The organism is Kushneria indalinina DSM 14324 (assembly GCF_003385845.1).
In the GTDB taxonomy this organism is placed as follows: domain Bacteria; phylum Pseudomonadota; class Gammaproteobacteria; order Pseudomonadales; family Halomonadaceae; genus Kushneria; species Kushneria indalinina.
In genome coordinates, this window is record NZ_QRDJ01000006.1 from 893,444 (window position 1) to 910,891 (window position 17,448).

Sequence of the window (17,448 nt, forward strand, 5' to 3'; positions counted from 1 at the left end):
CTACCGGGTGCCTGGTAGCGTCTGTGCATGTTTACCCGAGTCAATGTCATGACCTTTAACATTTCACCACCTGACGGTGGCGATGACGCCAGTATTCAGGCCCACATCGATAGCCGATTAAAGCCGCCGGGGTCGCTGGGCACGCTGGAAACCACGGCGGCGTCACTGGTGCGTATTCTGGGGCCGTCACGGACTGCCATTGAATCGCCGGTCATGCTCCTTTTTGCCGGCGACCACGGCGTGGCAGCCGAAGGGGTCTCTATTGTCGAGCCCTCGATCACCCATCTGATGGTGCATCACTTTCTTGCGGGCACGGCCTCGATCAACGTGTTCTGTCGCCAGGCCGACCTGGCGCTTAAGGTGATCGATTGCGGCACGCTCAAGGCGCATGAACCGCATCCGCAGCTGGTCAGTCAGCGTCTGGGGGAGATGACGGCCCCCTTTCATCGTGAGCCCGCCATGACGCTCGAGCAGCTCGACACAGCGTTTGACAACAGTCGTCGGCTGATCGATGAGCTTCATGCCGACGGGTGCAATCTGATCGCACTGGGGGAGATGGGCATTGGCAACACGACCAGTGCCAGCGCGCTGATGGCGGCGTTGACCCATCTGCCGTTTGAGATGTGCATTGGGGCCGGCAGCGGCGTGACGCCAACCATCATGAAGCGCAAGCAGGAGATCGTGCAGCTGGGGCTTCAGCGTCATGCCCAGGCCCTGCTGGATCCGCAATCGACGCTGGCGGCACTGGGCGGTTTTGAAATCGCCAGCATGGTGGGCGCGATTCTGGCCGCTGCCGAAAAGGGCATGGTGGTTCTGGTCGATGGTTTCATTACCACCGTGGCGGCGCTGTGTGCCTGTCGTCTTGCACCGCAGGCACGGGGCTATCTGATCTTTTCACACTGTGGCGACGAGCGCGGTCACAGGCCACTGCTGGATCAGCTCGAGGCGGTGCCTCTTCTGCATATGGGACTGCGCCTGGGAGAAGGGTCCGGTGCGGCCCTGGCATTGCCGCTGCTGCGCTCGGCGCTGGCCTTTTATCACGAGATGGCCTCGCTGGATGACGCCGGTTTGACGTTATGAATCGCGACGGCCTGATGCGTCAGTGGCAGTGGGGCTGCCTGGCGGTGAGTTTTCTGACCCGCCTGCCGGTGCGCATTCGTGGCGAGGTCACGCCGCAGGCGCTGGGGCGCTGTCATCGCTGGTTCTCGCTGGTCGGGGCGCTGATCGGGCTGGGGCTTGCCCTGGTGTACTGGGGCATCGAAGCCTATCTGCCCTCAGCGGTGGCGGTGTTCATGGTCCTGGGGCTGTCGCTCTGGCTCACCGGTGCGCTGCACGAGGATGGGCTGGCGGACTGCATGGATGGTCTCGGCGGCGGACAGGATGTGGCGCAGCGTCTGGCCATCATGAAGGACAGCCGGGTAGGCAGCTACGGCGTGCTGGCGCTGAGCGTGAGTCTGGTTGGTCGTTGGCTGCTGTTGAGCGCGCTGGCGCAGCAGGACGCCGCTCTGGTGATGGTCGCCCTTATCACCTCTCACAGTCTGAGCCGTGGGCTGGCGGCCTTCATGATGGGCCTGCTGCCGTATCTTCGATCGGATGGTCACAGCAAGGTGCAGGCGCTGACCGGGCATCAGCGCGGCAGTGATCGTGGCTGGCTGGCTGGCATCGCCGTCATTGTGGCGGTCCTGGCCGCCGGTGTGGCGTCGGGGCTCGTATTGCTTCTGACAACGGCGCTGTCGGGGCTGGTCCTGTATCGCTGGCTGAACCGACAGCTTGGTGGTGTTACGGGGGATGCGCTGGGCGCCGTGCAGCAGATTACCGAAATTCTGTTATATCTGGTTCTGGTGGTGCTTCATGCATGAGCTGATTCTTGGCGGTGCGCGCAGTGGCAAAAGCGCCCATGGTGAGCGGCTTGCCGCGCAAAGTGATGGTGAGGTGACCTATATAGCGACAGCGCAGGTGCATGATGACAGCGAAATGTACACGCGCATCAAGGCCCACCAGGCGCGAAGGCCCGCTCACTGGGCGCTGGTGGAGGCGCCGCTGGCCCTTGGCGATGCCATCGCCTGTCATGCCCGGCCTGATCGCCTATTACTGGTGGACTGCCTGACCCTCTGGCTGACCAACCTTCTGCTTGAAGGCGAAGAGCGCTTCGTACAGGAACGTGCTCGACTGCTGGAGGCTCTCAGCGCCGCTCCCGGTCGTGTCCTGATGGTCAGCAATGAGGTGGGTCAGGGGGTGGTGCCCATGAATGCCCTGTCACGACGCTTCGTGGATGAAGCCGGCCGGCTTCATCAGGCGCTGGCGGAACATTGTCAACGCGTCTGGTGGGTGGTCGCCGGACTGCCGCAGTGCCTCAAGGGCGACAGAGCATGACGTTTCAGACCCTGATGATTGATTGTCTGCGTCATGGCGCCTGTGAAGGGCCACAGCAGTGTCTGCGGGGGCATACCGATGTGGCGCTGAGTGTTGAGGGGAGAGTCGACATGCTGGCGGCGGCAGAACGGTTGCCGCGCCCTCATGCGATTGTCAGTTCACCGTTGATTCGCTGCAAACGCGTGGGGGAGACGCTGGCACAGGATTGGGACGTGTCACTGCATACCGTGGTCGAGACCATGGAGATGAATTTCGGAACCTGGGATGGCATCCCCACGGAAGAACTGTTGCAGCATTCTCGGCCGGCGCTGGAAAACTTCTGGGTGGATCCTCAGGCATTTCCGCCGCCGGGCGGGGAGCCCCTTGATGATTTTCTGGAGCGCATCGAGCAGGGGTGGCAGCTCATTCTGGAAAAGGGTCTGGCGCTGGCGGACACGCAGCAACAAAAGGAGAGCGGCGCCCCGGTACGACTGCTGGTCTGTGGCCATGCCGGTGTCATCAAAAGCTGGGTAGCAATGCGGCTGGGTATGCCGACCCTGCAGGGTATCTACCTTCACCGTTTACATCTGCCTTATGCGGGCGTGGCTCGGCTACGGGTGGATATCGATAGGCAAAGCGATGAACGGTTTGAGCAGCTGTGCTCTCTGGGAGCGTAAAGTGACGGGAAAACGTCGTGATCAATCAAAATTATACCGTTATCTTCTATGTGGTTAATTATTGTTGGATCTCTCATAGTTGACCAGATACGAGGAGAACCTCGTCGATTTCATCCGCTGATCGGGCTGGGGTGGTGGATTGCTACCGTTGAAAAACGCATTTATCCCTTAAGACAGCAAACAACCAGGACGCTATTGGCCGGTCTTGCGGGATGGCTCATGGTCGTCGTGCCCATCATGCTGCCAGTGATATGGGTCGATCGTTTTGTTGAAGGGTTCTGGCACAATTTGCTGGCGATCCTCACGCTTTATCTGGCCATCGGCCACAAAAGCCTGATTGAACACGCGCTACGCGTTTATCTGCCGCTTTCAAAGGGGGATATGACAGCAGCGCGTCAACAGGTGGCGATGCTGGTCAGCCGAGACACTCATCAGCTCGATGCTTCCGGGATATCGCGCGCAACCTGTGAATCCGTACTTGAAAACGGCAGCGATGCACTCTTCGCCGCACTGTTCTGGTTTGCCGTCGCCGGCATCCCGGGCGTTGTCCTTTATCGTATCGTCAATACGCTCGATGCCATGTGGGGCTATCGCAGCGAGCGCTATCTTTATTTCGGCCGTGTGGCAGCGCGCGTGGATGACGTCATGAACTGGATACCGGCTCGATTAACGGCACTGTCCTATGCACTGGCCGGCTGGCACTGGCAGACTTCAAAAAGCACCTTTAACGCAGCCCTTGCATGCTGGTGGAAGCAGGGCAGAAGCTGGAAGAGCCCCAATGCGGGACCCGTCATGGCTGCCGGCGCCGGTGCATTGGGCATACAGCTGGGCGGCGGCGGTATCTATCACGGCAGGCATATCGAAAGCCCGGTGCTGGGTATCGGTCGCCCTGCAACCACGGTCGATATCCAGCGTGCCTGCACACTTATCCGCCATGCGCTGCTGATTTGGCTGGCCGTACTTCTCATCATTACCTGGGTGTTGTCATGAATGATGCTTCCGGTCCCTTACTCAACCCCTTGCCGGAACACGGCGGCAGGTTGGCGGAGATCAGCCGCCGACAGGGTATTGAACGTCATGACTGGCTGGATCTTTCCACCGGCATCAATCCCTGGCCCTATCCGATAACGCCTATCGATGCCAGCGCCTGCCAGGCACTGCCAGACCATGACAAGGCACTTCATGACGCGGCCATTCGTTATTATCTGGGGCACCCGGTCGATACTGGCGAAAGCCGATTACACCCATCGTTGACCCTTTTAAATATTCCTGGCTCTCAGTGGGCCATCGAGAATCTGCCGCAATGTTGTGCGCGGGGGAGCGTGGCACTCCCCGATATTGGCTATCGAGAGCACGAATGGCGCTGGCAGCAGGCCGGGCATCGTACGCTTTATTACGATGCGGATAGCCCTGATGCGGTGATGGGTGATTTGTCTGGTATAGAAAACCTGCGCGCCGTGGTTGTCATCAATCCCAATAATCCAGGTGGGCAGCATGTGGTGCCCCACGTATTACGCGTGTGGGCCGCTGAACTGCAAAGGAAGGGCGCGGTGTTGATCGTCGACGAAGCCTTTGCCGATGCAACGCCCGAGCAGAGCCTGCTGCCGGATATCTCTGACAACATCGTGGTGCTGCGCTCGCTGGGCAAGTTTTTTGGCCTGGCCGGGTTACGCCTGGGCGCAGTTATCGGGGCAGGGCAATCAGGAATCATGCAGCGATTGTCATCAATGCAGGGGCCCTGGCGGGTGACATCACCCGCTCAACTGGCGGGTATGGAAGCCCTGGCAGATCAAAATTGGCAACATGGCATGCGGGCAACCCTGCAACGCGCCAGTCGGGAGCAGGGGCAATGGCTTGAAGAGCGGCTCAGGGCGCATGGTGATGTCATGCGCTGGCGTCAGAGCGCACTTTTCAATGGCTTTGACATGCCGCTGGCTCGCGCTCGGCAGTGGCATGAAGCGTTTGTGCATCAGAGCGTACTGACGCGTTTGTGGGTAGTGGATGAACAGCGCGCCATATTGCGCTTCGGGCTGCATGATGAAAGTCCACAGGCGAACCATCAGCTTGAACAGGCCATGTCAGCAGCCGGCAAGGCCGTGGGGAAGACAGCATGAATGATCATGCCTATAGCGAAGCAGAAAAAGCAGCGATCTATCGGGTCATTCGTGAGCGCCGGGACATGCGCCACTTCCTGCCTGATTCGGTCGACCCGGATGTGATACGGCGAATGCTCGAGGCCGCGCATGACGCGCCAAGCGTTGGGTACATGCAGCCCTGGCGCTTTGTCTGCATCCGCGATCCTTCCCTGCGAGAGGCCATGGCCCGGCTCGTGGATGATGAGCGCCAGGCGACGGCGCAGGCGCTTGATGAACGCGGTCAGGCATTTCTGGAACTCAAGGTCGAGGGCATTCGCGAATGCCCGGAACTGTGGGTTGTGGCGCTTTGCGAGGCGCGCGAACAGTATGTGTTCGGGCGGCGCACCCTCAACGAGATGGATCTCGCCTCGGCCAGCTGCGCCATTCAGAATCTCTGGCTGGCCGGCCGGGCCGAAGGCATTGGCGTTGGCTGGGTCTCGCTCTTTGATCCCGAGGCGCTTAAATCACTGATCAATGCTCCTGAAGGCGCCTGGCCCATTGCCATTTTGTGCATGGGGCATGTCGAGGCCTTTTACAGCGCGCCCATGCTGGAGGAGAAAGGATGGGATCAGCGTCGTTCACTGGCAGCCCTGATGGGTATTGATGGCTGGCCCGAATAGCACTGATTTCTGAAAGCACTTTATACGCCACGCCCGGTGGTCTTCCCTGTACACCGATAGGCAGTTCCTGAATGTCAAAGCGCCTTCAGGTTTTGCATCGACCAAAAATGAGTATTAATTCATCGGCCAGGCAGTTCTCTTTTAAATTCGCACTTTCGAATTAACCTCCTGGGCGTTATTAGAACATTTGTTAAATCATGAAATGGACTATATTGATTTATGCAGGACTTATTGACTCAAGGAGGATGCTGGATGTCATTTATTAAAAAAGGGGCCACCACGCTGGCCATCGCAGGCGCCATGTTTGCCGTGGCAGGCTGCTCAAGCTCCGAGCCCAGGCAGGAAGATCCCAATATCGATAGCGTGATTCCGCAGTCCGAGCAGGGGTATCGGAATACGACGGTCGGTTATACCTTCACCTATCCTGAAAACTGGCAAAATGGCATCGTCCAGCGCGATACGTTCGAGTGGAATGATCAACGCATCGATGCCGATAACATGTCAGTGTTCTATTACAGGAACTACGAGCGTAATAGTGACCCCGAGCCGTTGCTGGCCCTGGCTGCCTACCCACAGCAGGAATGGGAACAGATGCAGCGCCAGGCAAAGGATCGCAGTGGCTCGACACCGCCTCATGTCATCGATACCAAAAATGATCAGGTGCTGGTCGCCTACATCAATACACAAAACCCGTATGATGCCGGCTCCAACCAGGGGCAGCAGTATGCCCGTCATGTTCTGTCACCCGAGCAGGTTAAAAACGCCATAAGCTGGTAAATGAATATGCTGGCAGAGCCCTTGATGGGCTCTGCCATCGAGACCTTCCCGATGGATCCCGTATCCCTGATTGTTCTTTCCTTTCTTCTTCCCCCTCTGGCGGTCTATCTGGCTGTGGGCATTGGCGATGCTCTCTGGCTTAATCTACTGCTTACCCTCATGGGTTATATCCCCGGTATCATTCATGCCCTGATCGTTGTGACCTGACGTGATGGTGTCAAAACAAGCGGTTATTTCGTTTATGATGCGACGCATGCCCAACAATTACCGGAGTCCATGAATGCTCAAGCGATTCGAACGCAACGTCAGCGGCCATGACTACGTCGTTGGCGATCTGCACGGGCACTACGCATTACTTGAGCGTGAACTGACCCGAGTCGAATTCGATCCAGACAGGGATCGTCTCTTTAGCGTGGGTGATTTGATTGACCGCGGCCCCGACTCCCTAAAGTGCCTGGAGCTGGTACATCAACCCGGCTGCTTTGCGGTGACCGGCAACCACGAAATGATGGCGCGCAATGCGCTCTTTGATAATCACTGGGGGCAATGGCTCGGCAACGGGGGAGAGTGGTCGCAGCAGCATGACAAGGTCGTGCTGAGAAATCGCCTGGCCGAGGCCATGATGAAAATGCCACTGGCGTTTGAGGTGGAGACCTCTCATGGTGTGGTGGGGATCGTCCATGCCGAACCGCCGAAGGACTGGGCCGACATTCGCGGGACATCACGCGAAACGCTGCTCTGGTCACGTCAACGGATCGAATCCGGCAATCAGGACATCGTTTCCAACATTACTGCCGTCGTTGTGGGACACACACCGGTGGCCGAACCCAAAACACTTGGGAACGTGCGCTATATCGACCTCGGATCCTTTTTCAGCGGCCGCATCTGTCTGGAGCGACTCGAGGATATCGCGGCCATGATGGAAAAGGGCAGGAATTCATGAATCTGCGTTAACTGCCTCTTTCCTTTTGCAGAACAGTAATGTAGGATACGCCCCGTTCTCGCAAATATAGAGAGCAGTGTCGGGGCGTAGCGCAGCTTGGTAGCGCGCCACAATGGGGTTGTGGAGGTCGCAGGTTCGAATCCTGTCGCCCCGACCAAAAGCTTTATGAAAAAGCCGCTACGGTTAACAACCGAAGCGGCTTTTTTGCGTCCGGACTTCTGCCGCCATCGACTCTCTCTTTCGTAGTAAAACTCTCTTTCGTAATGGAACTCTTTTTCATCCTATAACTTGCGTGCCCTGAACATCTGCTTTTGCTTGAATGGTGCATAACGTTACCCAACAGGAGACAACATGATGAAAAACCTGCCCGGAATGCTGGTAGGTACGGTGGTGGGGCTGGTGGCCTGGTTGCCCAGCCAGAGCATGGCAATGAGTATCATGCTTGGCATCGCCTGTGGTGTGGCCTGGGATATCTGGCGCAAACGCACCTCATAGAGAGCATTCCAAAGTATTGGAAGATGCCTGCGAAAATAGTAGGGACAAGGCTCCATCGTCGCGGTTATGCTGGCGCGCGCGACCAATAAACCCTTTTGGCGCTTAAGAATTTTTAATCTTTGGTCATTACAGACTCAGGAGAAAAGGCGTGGCTCGTCAATTGAAAAGCGCTACACGATGGCTGGGCATCACAGTAGCCATCGGTGCACTATCAGGTTGTTCTCTGTTTTCTTCAGACAAACCGGAAAGCGCCGCGGTCGTGCCGCCACCGCCGCAGCTGGTCGGCTATAACGGCATGAATGTCTGCCAGCCCTATAGTGACAAGACCTGGGGTAATTTTCTGATGATCGGGGAGGTGGTCTCCGTCGATTCACCGGAAAACATGCACGTTAATATTCTGCGCGCCGAGGCAATGAAGCAGCCCTCCATTCAGATGACCGGCTATCCGCGAGAAATCATCGATCAACGCAACAAGTGGTATCCCTGCGAAGGCCAGGGGTAACCGGGGTTTTCGAATCTGACAATGAACGCCATTGTCAGATTTGCCTCAAATCCACACAAAATGTGCGGTATACTTGTTGCATATGCTTACTGCTTGATGAGGAGCAGTGACAGTCGGCTTACCCTGACTAAACGGCTGACTGTCCAAACCTCATACCGCCTCACCGAGGCGGTTTTTTTATGCCTGCTTCCATCAAATAGCACATCGTCTCAAATAAAAATAATTCTCTTTTGCATTGATTTCCCTTTCAGGATCCTTCAGAGTGTTTTTCAGACGTCACGACGTCTGGTTCATTTCGGTATGTCAGGTGCCGGAATGGATTCTCTCCTCATCATCAGGTCCTTTCGCCGCCTTCCTCCGGGAGGCGGCTTTTTATGGTCTGAACATGGCGAGTAGCAACCTGTCAGGGCCAGGCAGGCATCACGCTGCTGAGCTACCTTGCAGGCTATGACGTGTGTTACTCATCCAGTGAGGGAGACTGATTCATGGCCTATGCCAATATCATCGACAGTAACAACAATGCCATCGATCTTTACTATCAGGATTGCGGGCAGGGGCCGACAGTGGTGCTGATCCATGGCTGGCCGCTGAGTCACCGCATGTGGGAGTACCAGATCAACGCCCTGACGGAGGCAGGCTATCGCTGCATCGCCTATGACCGTCGCGGCTTTGGTGAGTCGGAAAAGCCATGGCAGGGCTATGACTACGACACACTTGCCGATGACCTGGCAGGCCTTCTGGAACATCTGAATATCGATGATGCCACGCTGGTCGGTTTTTCAATGGGCGGTGGCGAAGTCGCTCGCTATCTGGGGCGTCATGGCAGCAAGCGTGTTCGCGGCGCTGTCCTGGTTGGCGCTGTACCGCCCTTCATGCTCAAGACCGGTGACAATCCCGAAGGAGTGGATCAGTCCATCTTTGATGACATGCTGACCAACGTGAAACAGGATCGGCCCGGTTTTCTGGGCGGCTTCGGCAAGCTGTTCGTCAATCATGACGGCCAGGCGCCCACGCTTTCCGATGAGCTTTTGGCCTATAACCAGAGCATTGCCAACTTTGCCTCCCCCAGAGCCACCCAGGAGTGCATCAAGGCCTTTGGCTTTACTGACTTTCGTCAGGATCTGGAAAAATTTGATGTGCCGACCCTGGTCATCCATGGCGATGACGATCAAATTGTTCCGCTGGCTGCCAGCGGCCAGCGCTCGGCAGACATGATCAAGAATGCTCGTCTTGAAGTCGTGAAGGATGGTCCGCATGGCCTCAACTTCACGCATGCTCAGGAGCTCAACCGGCTTCTGATCGACTTCCTCGAGAAGGGACGCTAATGAAAGAAGGGGAAGGCTCGTCTGTGGCCTTCCCCCGAAAAAATTCGGCCAGCAGGTTGCTGGCCGTCAGGCTTTACACAGTGTCACTGTTACCGGAAGTCGTGTGAGCCCAGTCAACCTCCTGTTGCCATCGAACTCCCTGTCCATGTGCTTCCCTGCACAATGTTTTTCTCTTTTCCGGCACGGCAACCATGGCCGATCAAGATGACAGGAATGTGATAGCGCCTTCTCTTTCTACTAAAGGTGTATCGGCGGAAAACCCGTTCGGCCTTTTTTAAAACGCTTGATAAATACTGGATCATTATCATGAGCGAACTGAGAACAACACTGGTGCAGGCTGACCTGCGCTGGGAAGATATCGGTACCAACTGTCAGTTACTTGATGAGTGGCTTCAGGATGTCACTACAAGCGATCTGATTGTTTTGCCGGAAATGTTTTCCACCGGATTCAGCATGGCCCCGGATCGTATGGCCGAGCCCATGGATCAGAGCAAGGCTGTCGCCTGGATGCAGCAGGCCGCGCAGTCACACCACGCCGTGGTCACCGGCAGTGTCGCGGTTGCCGAAGGGGGACAGTATTTCAATCGCATGATCTGGGCCCGCCCGGATGGGACCATGGTGACCTATGACAAGCGGCATCTTTTTCGCATGGCCGATGAGCACGAACACTATGCCATGGGCAATGAACGAACCGTGGTCGAGCTCAACGGCTTCAAAATCCTGCTGACGGTCTGCTATGACCTGCGCTTTCCCGTGTGGCTGCGCAACGTTGACTGTGAATATGACATCATGATTTGTGTCGCCAACTGGCCCTCGCCGAGACGCATGCAGTGGCGAACGCTGCTACAGGCGCGCGCCATCGAGAATCTTTGTTATGTCATCGGTGTCAACCGGGTAGGCAATGACGGCAACGATCTGCATTACAGCGGTGATTCACTGTTGATCGACTACCGCGGCGATGCGCTGATCGATGAAGCGCCGGATCGCGCCTTTGTGCGTACCGGTGTCATCGGCAAGGAAAGTCTTGAAGACTTCCGTGAACAATATCCAACGCATCGCGATGCTGACCGCTTTACGCTGCACGTCTAGCCAGTCGCATGCTCATGATCGAAAAGGCCCCGGGCAGTAATGCTCGGGGCCTTTTGGGGACAGGGACTGGTGCTCGGACAGACCACGGCGTCCAGTACTCTGTATGGACTTCAAGCGGCGGCAATAACGTCAGCTCAATAAAGCCCCGATCACGTCGATCGATCAAACGCGGCCTCGATCAGCTGGCGTGTATAGGCATGGCGCGGCCGCTCGATGACTTCACGGGTCGCACCATGCTCGATCATCTCGCCATCCTTGAGCACCATAAGACGATGCGCCATGGCTTTGACCACTGCCAGATCATGACTGATAAAAAGATAGCTGAGCTGGCGTTCGCGCTGAAGGGTGCGTAAAAGCTCAATAAGCTGGCCTTGAACGGTACGATCCAGCGAGGATGTCGGCTCATCAAGCACCAGAATACGAGGATGCAGAATCAACGCTCGCGCCAGCGCGATACGTGCGCGCTGGCCACCGGAAAACTCATGCGGATAGCGTGCCAGCGCATCCGTTGCCAGCCCGACGGATGACAGCGTCTGAACCACCTGCTCACGCAGCGCATTGCGGTCCAGTTCGGGAAAATGAAAGCGAAGTCCTTCGCTGACGATATCCTCAATGGTCATGCGCGGTGACAGGGCGCCAAAGGGGTCCTGAAACACGATTTGCATGTGCCGGCGCTCAAGACGCAGCGCGCGGCCACCCAGACGGTCAAGGCGGGTATCGCCCAGCCTGATCTCGCCACTTGAGGCCACCAGACGCAGCAGCGCCTGCGCCAGCGTGCTCTTGCCGGAGCCGGATTCGCCGACAATGCCGAGCGTCTCTCCCTGCAGCAGGGTCAGAGAGGTGGGCTTCAAGGCAACGAACGGAGCCGGGCGTGGTTTCAACAGCGGTCTGGGCCTTTGAAAGGCCACCGACAGGTCACTGGCTGACAATATCTCGGGGGCCTGCGCCGACACGGGCGCCGGTCTACCTTCCGGTTCGGCCTCGATCAGGGATTGAGTGTAAATGCTGGTCGGGTGCGACAGTACCTCACGGGTCATGCCGGTCTCCTGCACGCGCCCCTGATGCAGCACGCATACCCGATCCGCCCAGCGCCGTACCAGATTGAGATCATGCGTGATCAGCAGCATCGCCATGCCCATCGAGTCGGCCAGATCCCGCAGCAGCAGCAAAATTTCACGCGACACGGTCACATCAAGCGCGGTTGTGGGCTCATCGGCCACCAGAAGCTCGGGACGGTTGGCGATCGCCATGGCAATGACCACGCGCTGGCGCTGTCCGCCGGAAAGCTCGTGCGGCCAGGCATTGATCAGCTGTTCGGGGCGCGGCAGGCGCACCTGTTGCATCAGCTCAAGGATACGCGCCCGCAGGGCACTGCCATGTAGCGGCTGGTGCAGGGTGATGGCCTCGCCGATCTGACGACCGATGCGGTGCAGCGGGTTAAGCGCACTCATGGGTTCCTGAAACACCACACCGACCCGATCGCCATGAAGGGTTTCCCAGTCACGGCGGGAAAGCCCTTCAAGCCGGGTCTCTCCCAGCCATCGGCCACCTTCGACCCGGATGCCCGGGGGAACAAGATCCAGCGCGGCCATGGCGGTCATGGTCTTGCCGGAGCCGGACTCGCCGACCAGCGCCAGCGTTTCACCCGCCTCGATGGCAAGACTGACCCCATGCACCAGAGGCTTGTCGTCTGCAAAAACACGCAGCTTTTCCAGCGAAAAAACGGGGTTGCCGGACGTCTCCATCATGCCGCACTCCCGGCCACCGGCTGCACCGCGTGGCGCGGATCAAAGGCGTCACGCAGCCCTTCACCGATAAACACCAGCAGCGACAAGAGAATGGCCAGGGTCATGAACGCCGTTATCCCCAGCCAGGGCGCCTGCAGATTGTTCTTGCCCTGTGCCACCAGCTCGCCCAGAGACGGGGAGCCCGGCGGCAGGCCGAAGCCCAGAAAATCCAGCGCCGTCAACGTGGTGATGGCGCCGGTAAAGATAAACGGCAGAAAGGTCAGGGTAGAGACCATGGCGTTGGGCAGCACGTGGCGAGCCATGATCAGCCGTGCCGGCAGGCCCATGGCGCGGGCCGCGCGAACATAGTCAAGGTTGCGGGCACGCAGAAACTCGGCCCGCACGATATCGACCAGCCCCAGCCATGAAAAGGCAATCATGATCAGCGCCAGCCACCACACGCTGGGCACCACCAGGCTGGAGAGAATAATCAGAATAAACAGCATCGGCAGGCCGGACCACAGCTCGATCACGCGCTGCCCGACCAGATCTACCCGGCCACCGACATAGCCCTGCACCGCGCCCACGATAACGCCGATCAGCACCGACCCCAGTGTTACCAGTCCGGCAAAAAGCACCGAGAGTCGAAAGCCGTAGATCACCCGGGCCAGCACGTCGCGCCCCTGATCATCGGTCCCCAGCCAGTGGGCCGCACTCGGCGGGGCCGGCGCGGGCATATCGAGCGTCATGTCGATGCTCTGCCAGGAGAAGGGAATGGGTGGCTGAACCAGCCACCCCTGATCACGAATCAACGACAAAACGGCCGGATCGCTGTAGAGCGCAGTGGTGGGTAAAAAGCCACCGAAGACGGTTTCGGGATAGTCCACCAGCAGCGGCCAGTACCACTGACCGTCAAAACGCACCACCAGCGGCGTGTCATTGGCGATCAGCTCGGCGGGTAGCGTCACCACCAGCAGCGCCAGAAATAGACCACTGGCGACCATGGCTCGCCGGTTGCCGCGAAAGACGGCCAGCCGACGTCGCATGATGGGAGAGAGACGGCTTCTGGCCGGGAAGGGGGCATGGTTGGACAAGCGCTAGCTCTCCCGTCGTTCAAAATCGATACGCGGATCGATGGCCACATAGGTCAGATCGGAGATCAGCTTCAGCACCAGACCGATCAGCGTAAAGAGAAACAGCGTGCCAAAGATGACCGGATAGTCCCGCTGCAGTACGGCCTCGTAGCCGAGCATCCCAAGACCATCGAGCGAGAAGAGCACCTCGATCAAAAGCGCCCCGGTAAAGAAGATGCCCACCAGTGCCGAGGGCAGACCCGCGATCACGATCAGCATGGCGTTGCGAAACACATGGCCGTAAAGCCGGCGTCGCTCGGAGGCACCCTTGGCACGCGCGGTCATCACGTACTGCTTGTGAATCTCTTCCAGAAAGCTGTTGCGGGTCAAAAAGGCGAGGGTGGCGAAGCTGCCGATGGTCAGTGCGGTAACCGGCAGAGCGATATGCCAGAAGTAGTCGATGATTTTTCCCCACCAGGAGAGCTGGTCAAACTCGGGCGAGGTCAGTCCGCGCAGCGGAAACCAGTTGAGATAGCTTCCACCGGCAAACACCACGATCAACAGCAGCGCGAACAGAAAGCCGGGGATGGCGTAGCCCACAATGACCAGCGCCGAGCTCCATAGATCGAACCGGCTGCCCTGACGCACCGCCTTGAGAATGCCCAGCGGTACGGAGATGAGATAGACCAGCAGCGTGCTCCAGAGCCCCAGTGAGATGGAGACCGGCAATCGATCAACGATCAGGTCCGTGACCGGCTGGCCGCGAAAGAAACTCTCGCCAAAATCCAGTTGCGCATAGTTGCCCACCATGATGGCAAAACGCTGCCACAACGGCTTGTCGAAGCCGAACTGCGTGTTGAGCTCCTCGATGAAGACAGGATCAATGCCACGCGTTCCGCGCGTGGCGTCCCCGCTGGCCACGACCCCGTCACTGCCACCCCCGAGCGTCGCGTTTGAGCCCATTCCCTCGATGCGCGACAGCATCTGCTCGACCGGCCCGCCGGGTGCGGCCTGCACGATGATGAAATTGAGCAATAGTACCGCCAGCAGGGTCGGCACCATCAGTAGTACACGCATCACGATATAACGTGCCATGGGCACTACTCCTGCTGGGCGTCAATCTGACGGGCGCCCTGTGTGTCGACCCACCAGCTGTCGAGATCCAGACCGTACTCGGGGCTTTGATCGGGCACGGCAAATTTTTTCCAGTAGGCCAGTCGGGTCACCGGCGAGTGATACTGGGGAATCACGTAAAAGCCCCAGCGCAGAACACGATCCAGTGCCGAGGCGGCCGACGCCAGCGCCTCGCGTGAGTCTGCCCGGATAATATGGTCAATGAGATCATCAATCACCGGGCTTTCAATCCCCATGAGATTGCGGCTTTGTGGCTGATCGGCATATTCACTGCCCCAGTACTCGCGCTGCTCGTTGCCGGGATTGTTGCTCTGGGCAATGACGGTGGTGGTCATGTCGAAATCAAACTGGCGCAGCCGTACCAGATACTGACTCGCGTCCACGGTACGAATATTGACCTCTACCCCCAGGCGCGCGAGGTTACGCACCATAGGCAGCGCCATGCGCTCAAGGCTTGAATCCCGCAGCAGCAGCTCAAAACGCAGCGGCTGCCCGGTTTCCCGATCGACCATTCGATTATCACGCACTTCATAACCGGCCTCATACAGAAGGTCCAGCGCCTTTTTCAGTCTGGGCCGCAGCTTTTGTGGTGCCTCGATGGGCAGGGGCGAGTCGAAGACCTCCTCGGGCAGCTGACCACGCCAGGGGGTGAGAAGGTCGCGCTCGCCCGCGTCCGGCAGTTCTTTGGCTTCCATGGTGGAGTGGTCAAAAAATCCCTGTGTACGGACGTAGAGACCATAAAAGAGATTGCGATTGAGCCATTCGAAATCAAACGCCAGCCCCAGCGCCTGTCGAACGCGTCGGTCCTTGAAGATATCCCGGCGCAGGTTCATCACAAAGCCCTGCATGGGGGCCGGATTGTGATCTTCGATCTCAACGCGTTTGACCAGTCCCTGCCGCGCGGCAGGGAAGTCATAACCGGTGACCCAGTTGCGCGCGATGTTCTCGACCCGCAGATCGACGCGGCCGGCTCGAAAGGCCGTCAGGGCCACGCTGGGGTCGCGATAGTAGTCAAAGATCAGGCGGTCGATGTTGTAACGCCCACGATTGACCGGCAGGTCGCGGGCCCAGTAGCTGTCGTCACGCTGATAGACAATGCGCTGGCCGGGCTGAACGGAGGCGATGCGATAAGGGCCTGAGCCCATCAGGGGGTCAAGCGTAGGGCGCGTGATGTCACGCTCGCGAATATCGGCTGCCGACAACACCGGCATCTGTCCCAGGATCAGCGGCAGTTCCCGCGAGTTATTGGCACTGAACTCAAAGCGCACGGTACAGGGTGACAGCATCTCCACCCCGGTGACGTCGGCATAGTAAGCCCGATACAGGGGAGAACCCTGGGTTTTCAGGGTCTCGAAGGTGGTGACAACATCTTCGGCCGTCACCGGGCTACCATCATGAAAGCGCGCCCGGGAATCCAGATCGATCTCCATCCAGTGCCGGTCCGGATCCAGCCGAATACCCGCCGCCAGAAGCCCATACAGGGTGAAGGGTTCATCGGGATTTTCCACCATCAGCGTATCAAAGGGCAGACCGCCGAAGGCGTTAAGCCCGCTGGCCGGGTCGCCCCGCACGATGAAGGGATTGAGCGAGTCAAAGCTGCCCTGGGCGGCGCGCACCATGTCGCCACCCTTTGGCGCCTGCACATTGACCCAGGGGAAGTGATCAAACCCAGCCGGCAGCTCGGGCGTATCGTAAAGCGAGATGCCATGCACGGTCGGTACGTCACTGACGGGAGCGGCCTGTAGCCCCTGGGCCGTCAGGGCCATCATAAGACCTGCCCCCAGCAGGCCGCGCCACCGATTCATACGCATCATGTCAGGCGTGTACCTTCAAAACCGATCCTTCCAGGCGCGCAGGGTGGCAAAGGTTGCCTGGGCGTCGTGGGTATCTCCCTGTTCCACCGCGCCACGCTGTACACTCTCCAGATGAACGCGCATGAACGGGTTGATGAGGCACTCACGACCGATGGTACTGGGCAGAGTGGGGCGGTCGAGTTCACGCGCCTTTTGGCACTCCTCGAGCAGAGTGTCGCGGGCACTGTTGTCCGGCTCGGCGGCCTGGGCGAACTTCAGGTTGGCAAGCGTATATTCATGTGCACCAAAGACCAGCGTGTCATCATCAAGCTCGGCAAAGCGCGTCAGGGCCTGATGCATCTGCTCAGGCGTGCCCTCGAAAAGACGTCCGCAGCCGCCGCAGAAGAGCGTGTCGGCGCAAAAGAGCAGAGACGGCGTGCCGCTGGAGAGAAAGGAGATATGATCCAGGGTGTGGCCGGGCGTGGCCATGACCTCAAAGTGGCGCCCCATCAGACGAAAGCGATCACCTTCTCCAACAGCTTCGTCGATACCCGCGATGGACGAATTATCGGGACCGATGACCCGTGGCGAGTAGCGTGTTTTGAGCTCGTCCAGACCACCGGTGTGGTCCTGGTGATGATGGGTAATCAGGATGGCTTCAAGGCATGCACCGGTACGCTCCAGATAGTCGATGACCGGCTGTGCCTCACCCGGATCGACCACGACAACGCTGCCCGTGTTGTCCTGTTGCATCACCCAGATGTAATTATCCTGGAACGCCGGCAGTGGTTTGACGGTCAACATGA

Annotated in this window: 19 protein-coding genes and 1 tRNA gene; 15 read left to right on the forward strand and 5 right to left on the reverse strand. The window is 58.5% G+C overall.

Going from position 1 to position 17,448, the window contains the following annotated elements; genetic code table 11:
* Positions 1 to 48: 48 nt before the first annotated feature.
* The 15 genes from cobT (at position 49) to C8D72_RS04165 (ending at position 10,915) form a co-directional block, all read left to right on the forward strand.
* Entirely contained in the window at positions 49 to 1,080 is a 1,032-nt protein-coding gene (gene cobT / locus C8D72_RS04100) for a nicotinate-nucleotide--dimethylbenzimidazole phosphoribosyltransferase (RefSeq protein WP_115853614.1), read from the forward strand.
* Positions 1,077 to 1,859 carry an adenosylcobinamide-GDP ribazoletransferase gene (gene cobS / locus C8D72_RS04105; protein WP_115853096.1) on the forward strand — a complete coding sequence of 261 codons (783 nt, stop codon included), beginning with the start codon at positions 1,077 to 1,079 and terminating at the stop codon, positions 1,857 to 1,859. Before cobT ends, cobS begins: the two co-directional genes overlap by 4 nt.
* Positions 1,852 to 2,373 carry a bifunctional adenosylcobinamide kinase/adenosylcobinamide-phosphate guanylyltransferase gene (gene cobU, locus C8D72_RS04110; RefSeq protein WP_115853097.1) on the forward strand — a complete coding sequence of 174 codons (522 nt, stop codon included), beginning with the start codon at positions 1,852 to 1,854 and terminating at the stop codon, positions 2,371 to 2,373. Before cobS ends, cobU begins: the two co-directional genes overlap by 8 nt.
* Positions 2,370 to 3,029 carry a histidine phosphatase family protein gene (locus C8D72_RS04115; RefSeq protein WP_115853098.1) on the forward strand — a complete coding sequence of 220 codons (660 nt, stop codon included), beginning with the start codon at positions 2,370 to 2,372 and terminating at the stop codon, positions 3,027 to 3,029. Before cobU ends, C8D72_RS04115 begins: the two co-directional genes overlap by 4 nt.
* Before the next feature lie 48 nt (positions 3,030 to 3,077).
* A complete protein-coding gene (gene cbiB, locus C8D72_RS04120) occupies positions 3,078 to 4,019 on the forward strand; it encodes an adenosylcobinamide-phosphate synthase CbiB (RefSeq protein WP_115853099.1) in 942 nt (313 codons plus the stop codon).
* Positions 4,016 to 5,143: a threonine-phosphate decarboxylase gene (locus C8D72_RS04125; RefSeq protein WP_115853100.1), complete on the forward strand. Its 1,128-nt coding sequence runs from the start codon at positions 4,016 to 4,018 to the stop codon at positions 5,141 to 5,143. The genes cbiB and C8D72_RS04125 overlap by 4 nt, the downstream gene beginning before the upstream one ends.
* Positions 5,140 to 5,784 carry a 5,6-dimethylbenzimidazole synthase gene (bluB, locus tag C8D72_RS04130; protein ID WP_115853101.1) on the forward strand — a complete coding sequence of 215 codons (645 nt, stop codon included), beginning with the start codon at positions 5,140 to 5,142 and terminating at the stop codon, positions 5,782 to 5,784. The genes C8D72_RS04125 and bluB overlap by 4 nt, the downstream gene beginning before the upstream one ends.
* Before the next feature lie 252 nt (positions 5,785 to 6,036).
* The gene (locus C8D72_RS04135; protein ID WP_115853102.1) at positions 6,037 to 6,561 is read left to right on the forward strand and encodes a hypothetical protein; all 525 of its coding nucleotides are present in this window, start codon (positions 6,037 to 6,039) and stop codon (positions 6,559 to 6,561) included.
* A gap of 51 nt (positions 6,562 to 6,612) precedes the next feature.
* The gene (locus C8D72_RS04140; protein ID WP_115853615.1) at positions 6,613 to 6,768 is read left to right on the forward strand and encodes a YqaE/Pmp3 family membrane protein; all 156 of its coding nucleotides are present in this window, start codon (positions 6,613 to 6,615) and stop codon (positions 6,766 to 6,768) included.
* Positions 6,769 to 6,841: 73 nt separating this feature from the next.
* On the forward strand, positions 6,842 to 7,504 hold the full coding sequence (locus C8D72_RS04145) for a metallophosphoesterase (RefSeq protein ID WP_115853103.1): 663 nt from the start codon (positions 6,842 to 6,844) through the stop codon (positions 7,502 to 7,504).
* 80 nt (positions 7,505 to 7,584) lie between these two features.
* Positions 7,585 to 7,661, forward strand: a tRNA-Pro gene (locus C8D72_RS04150).
* Positions 7,662 to 7,855: 194 nt separating this feature from the next.
* On the forward strand, positions 7,856 to 7,999 hold the full coding sequence (locus tag C8D72_RS17510; protein ID WP_170140495.1) for a hypothetical protein: 144 nt from the start codon (positions 7,856 to 7,858) through the stop codon (positions 7,997 to 7,999).
* A gap of 148 nt (positions 8,000 to 8,147) precedes the next feature.
* Positions 8,148 to 8,501, forward strand: a complete 354-nt coding sequence (locus C8D72_RS04155) for a hypothetical protein (protein ID WP_147301498.1) — start codon at positions 8,148 to 8,150, stop codon at positions 8,499 to 8,501.
* 485 nt (positions 8,502 to 8,986) lie between these two features.
* Entirely contained in the window at positions 8,987 to 9,826 is an 840-nt protein-coding gene (locus tag C8D72_RS04160; RefSeq protein WP_115853105.1) for an alpha/beta fold hydrolase, read from the forward strand.
* A gap of 306 nt (positions 9,827 to 10,132) precedes the next feature.
* On the forward strand, positions 10,133 to 10,915 hold the full coding sequence (locus C8D72_RS04165; protein ID WP_115853616.1) for an amidohydrolase: 783 nt from the start codon (positions 10,133 to 10,135) through the stop codon (positions 10,913 to 10,915).
* A gap of 149 nt (positions 10,916 to 11,064) precedes the next feature.
* Here C8D72_RS04165 and C8D72_RS04170 read toward each other — a convergent pair whose 3' ends face one another.
* Genes C8D72_RS04170 through gloB form a run of 5 tightly spaced genes read right to left on the reverse strand, consistent with a single transcriptional unit; the run spans position 11,065 to position 17,446 of the window.
* Complete coding sequence (locus C8D72_RS04170; protein ID WP_115853106.1) at positions 11,065 to 12,663, reverse strand: ABC transporter ATP-binding protein; 1,599 nt, start codon at positions 12,661 to 12,663, stop codon at positions 11,065 to 11,067.
* On the reverse strand, positions 12,660 to 13,736 hold the full coding sequence (locus C8D72_RS04175) for an ABC transporter permease (protein ID WP_281271597.1): 1,077 nt from the start codon (positions 13,734 to 13,736) through the stop codon (positions 12,660 to 12,662). The genes C8D72_RS04170 and C8D72_RS04175 overlap by 4 nt, the downstream gene beginning before the upstream one ends.
* Positions 13,737 to 13,739: 3 nt before the next feature.
* A complete protein-coding gene (locus tag C8D72_RS04180; protein ID WP_115853108.1) occupies positions 13,740 to 14,810 on the reverse strand; it encodes a microcin C ABC transporter permease YejB in 1,071 nt (356 codons plus the stop codon).
* A gap of 5 nt (positions 14,811 to 14,815) precedes the next feature.
* Positions 14,816 to 16,663 carry an extracellular solute-binding protein gene (locus tag C8D72_RS04185; RefSeq protein ID WP_342768060.1) on the reverse strand — a complete coding sequence of 616 codons (1,848 nt, stop codon included), beginning with the start codon at positions 16,661 to 16,663 and terminating at the stop codon, positions 14,816 to 14,818.
* A gap of 15 nt (positions 16,664 to 16,678) precedes the next feature.
* Entirely contained in the window at positions 16,679 to 17,446 is a 768-nt protein-coding gene (gene gloB, locus C8D72_RS04190; protein ID WP_115853109.1) for a hydroxyacylglutathione hydrolase, read from the reverse strand.
* Positions 17,447 to 17,448 lie beyond the last annotated feature (2 nt).

What these genes read in the sequence shown, in the direction of transcription:
- C8D72_RS04115 (WP_115853098.1), top strand. Translation starts at nt 2,370, where the DNA reads ATGACGTTTCAGACCCTGATGATTGATTGTCTGCGTCATGGCGCCTGT.
- C8D72_RS04180 (WP_115853108.1), bottom strand. Translation starts at nt 14,810, where the DNA reads ATGGCACGTTATATCGTGATGCGTGTACTACTGATGGTGCCGACCCTG.
- C8D72_RS04160 (WP_115853105.1), top strand. Translation starts at nt 8,987, where the DNA reads ATGGCCTATGCCAATATCATCGACAGTAACAACAATGCCATCGATCTT.
- C8D72_RS04145 (WP_115853103.1), top strand. Translation starts at nt 6,842, where the DNA reads ATGCTCAAGCGATTCGAACGCAACGTCAGCGGCCATGACTACGTCGTT.
- C8D72_RS04140 (WP_115853615.1), top strand. Translation starts at nt 6,613, where the DNA reads ATGGATCCCGTATCCCTGATTGTTCTTTCCTTTCTTCTTCCCCCTCTG.
- gloB (WP_115853109.1), bottom strand. Translation starts at nt 17,446, where the DNA reads ATGTTGACCGTCAAACCACTGCCGGCGTTCCAGGATAATTACATCTGG.
- C8D72_RS04135 (WP_115853102.1), top strand. Translation starts at nt 6,037, where the DNA reads ATGTCATTTATTAAAAAAGGGGCCACCACGCTGGCCATCGCAGGCGCC.
- cbiB (WP_115853099.1), top strand. Translation starts at nt 3,078, where the DNA reads ATGTGGTTAATTATTGTTGGATCTCTCATAGTTGACCAGATACGAGGA.
- C8D72_RS04125 (WP_115853100.1), top strand. Translation starts at nt 4,016, where the DNA reads ATGAATGATGCTTCCGGTCCCTTACTCAACCCCTTGCCGGAACACGGC.
- C8D72_RS04185 (WP_342768060.1), bottom strand. Translation starts at nt 16,663, where the DNA reads ATGATGCGTATGAATCGGTGGCGCGGCCTGCTGGGGGCAGGTCTTATG.
- C8D72_RS04165 (WP_115853616.1), top strand. Translation starts at nt 10,133, where the DNA reads ATGAGCGAACTGAGAACAACACTGGTGCAGGCTGACCTGCGCTGGGAA.
- cobS (WP_115853096.1), top strand. Translation starts at nt 1,077, where the DNA reads ATGAATCGCGACGGCCTGATGCGTCAGTGGCAGTGGGGCTGCCTGGCG.
- C8D72_RS17510 (WP_170140495.1), top strand. Translation starts at nt 7,856, where the DNA reads ATGATGAAAAACCTGCCCGGAATGCTGGTAGGTACGGTGGTGGGGCTG.
- C8D72_RS04170 (WP_115853106.1), bottom strand. Translation starts at nt 12,663, where the DNA reads ATGATGGAGACGTCCGGCAACCCCGTTTTTTCGCTGGAAAAGCTGCGT.
- cobU (WP_115853097.1), top strand. Translation starts at nt 1,852, where the DNA reads ATGCATGAGCTGATTCTTGGCGGTGCGCGCAGTGGCAAAAGCGCCCAT.
- cobT (WP_115853614.1), top strand. Translation starts at nt 49, where the DNA reads ATGACCTTTAACATTTCACCACCTGACGGTGGCGATGACGCCAGTATT.
- bluB (WP_115853101.1), top strand. Translation starts at nt 5,140, where the DNA reads ATGAATGATCATGCCTATAGCGAAGCAGAAAAAGCAGCGATCTATCGG.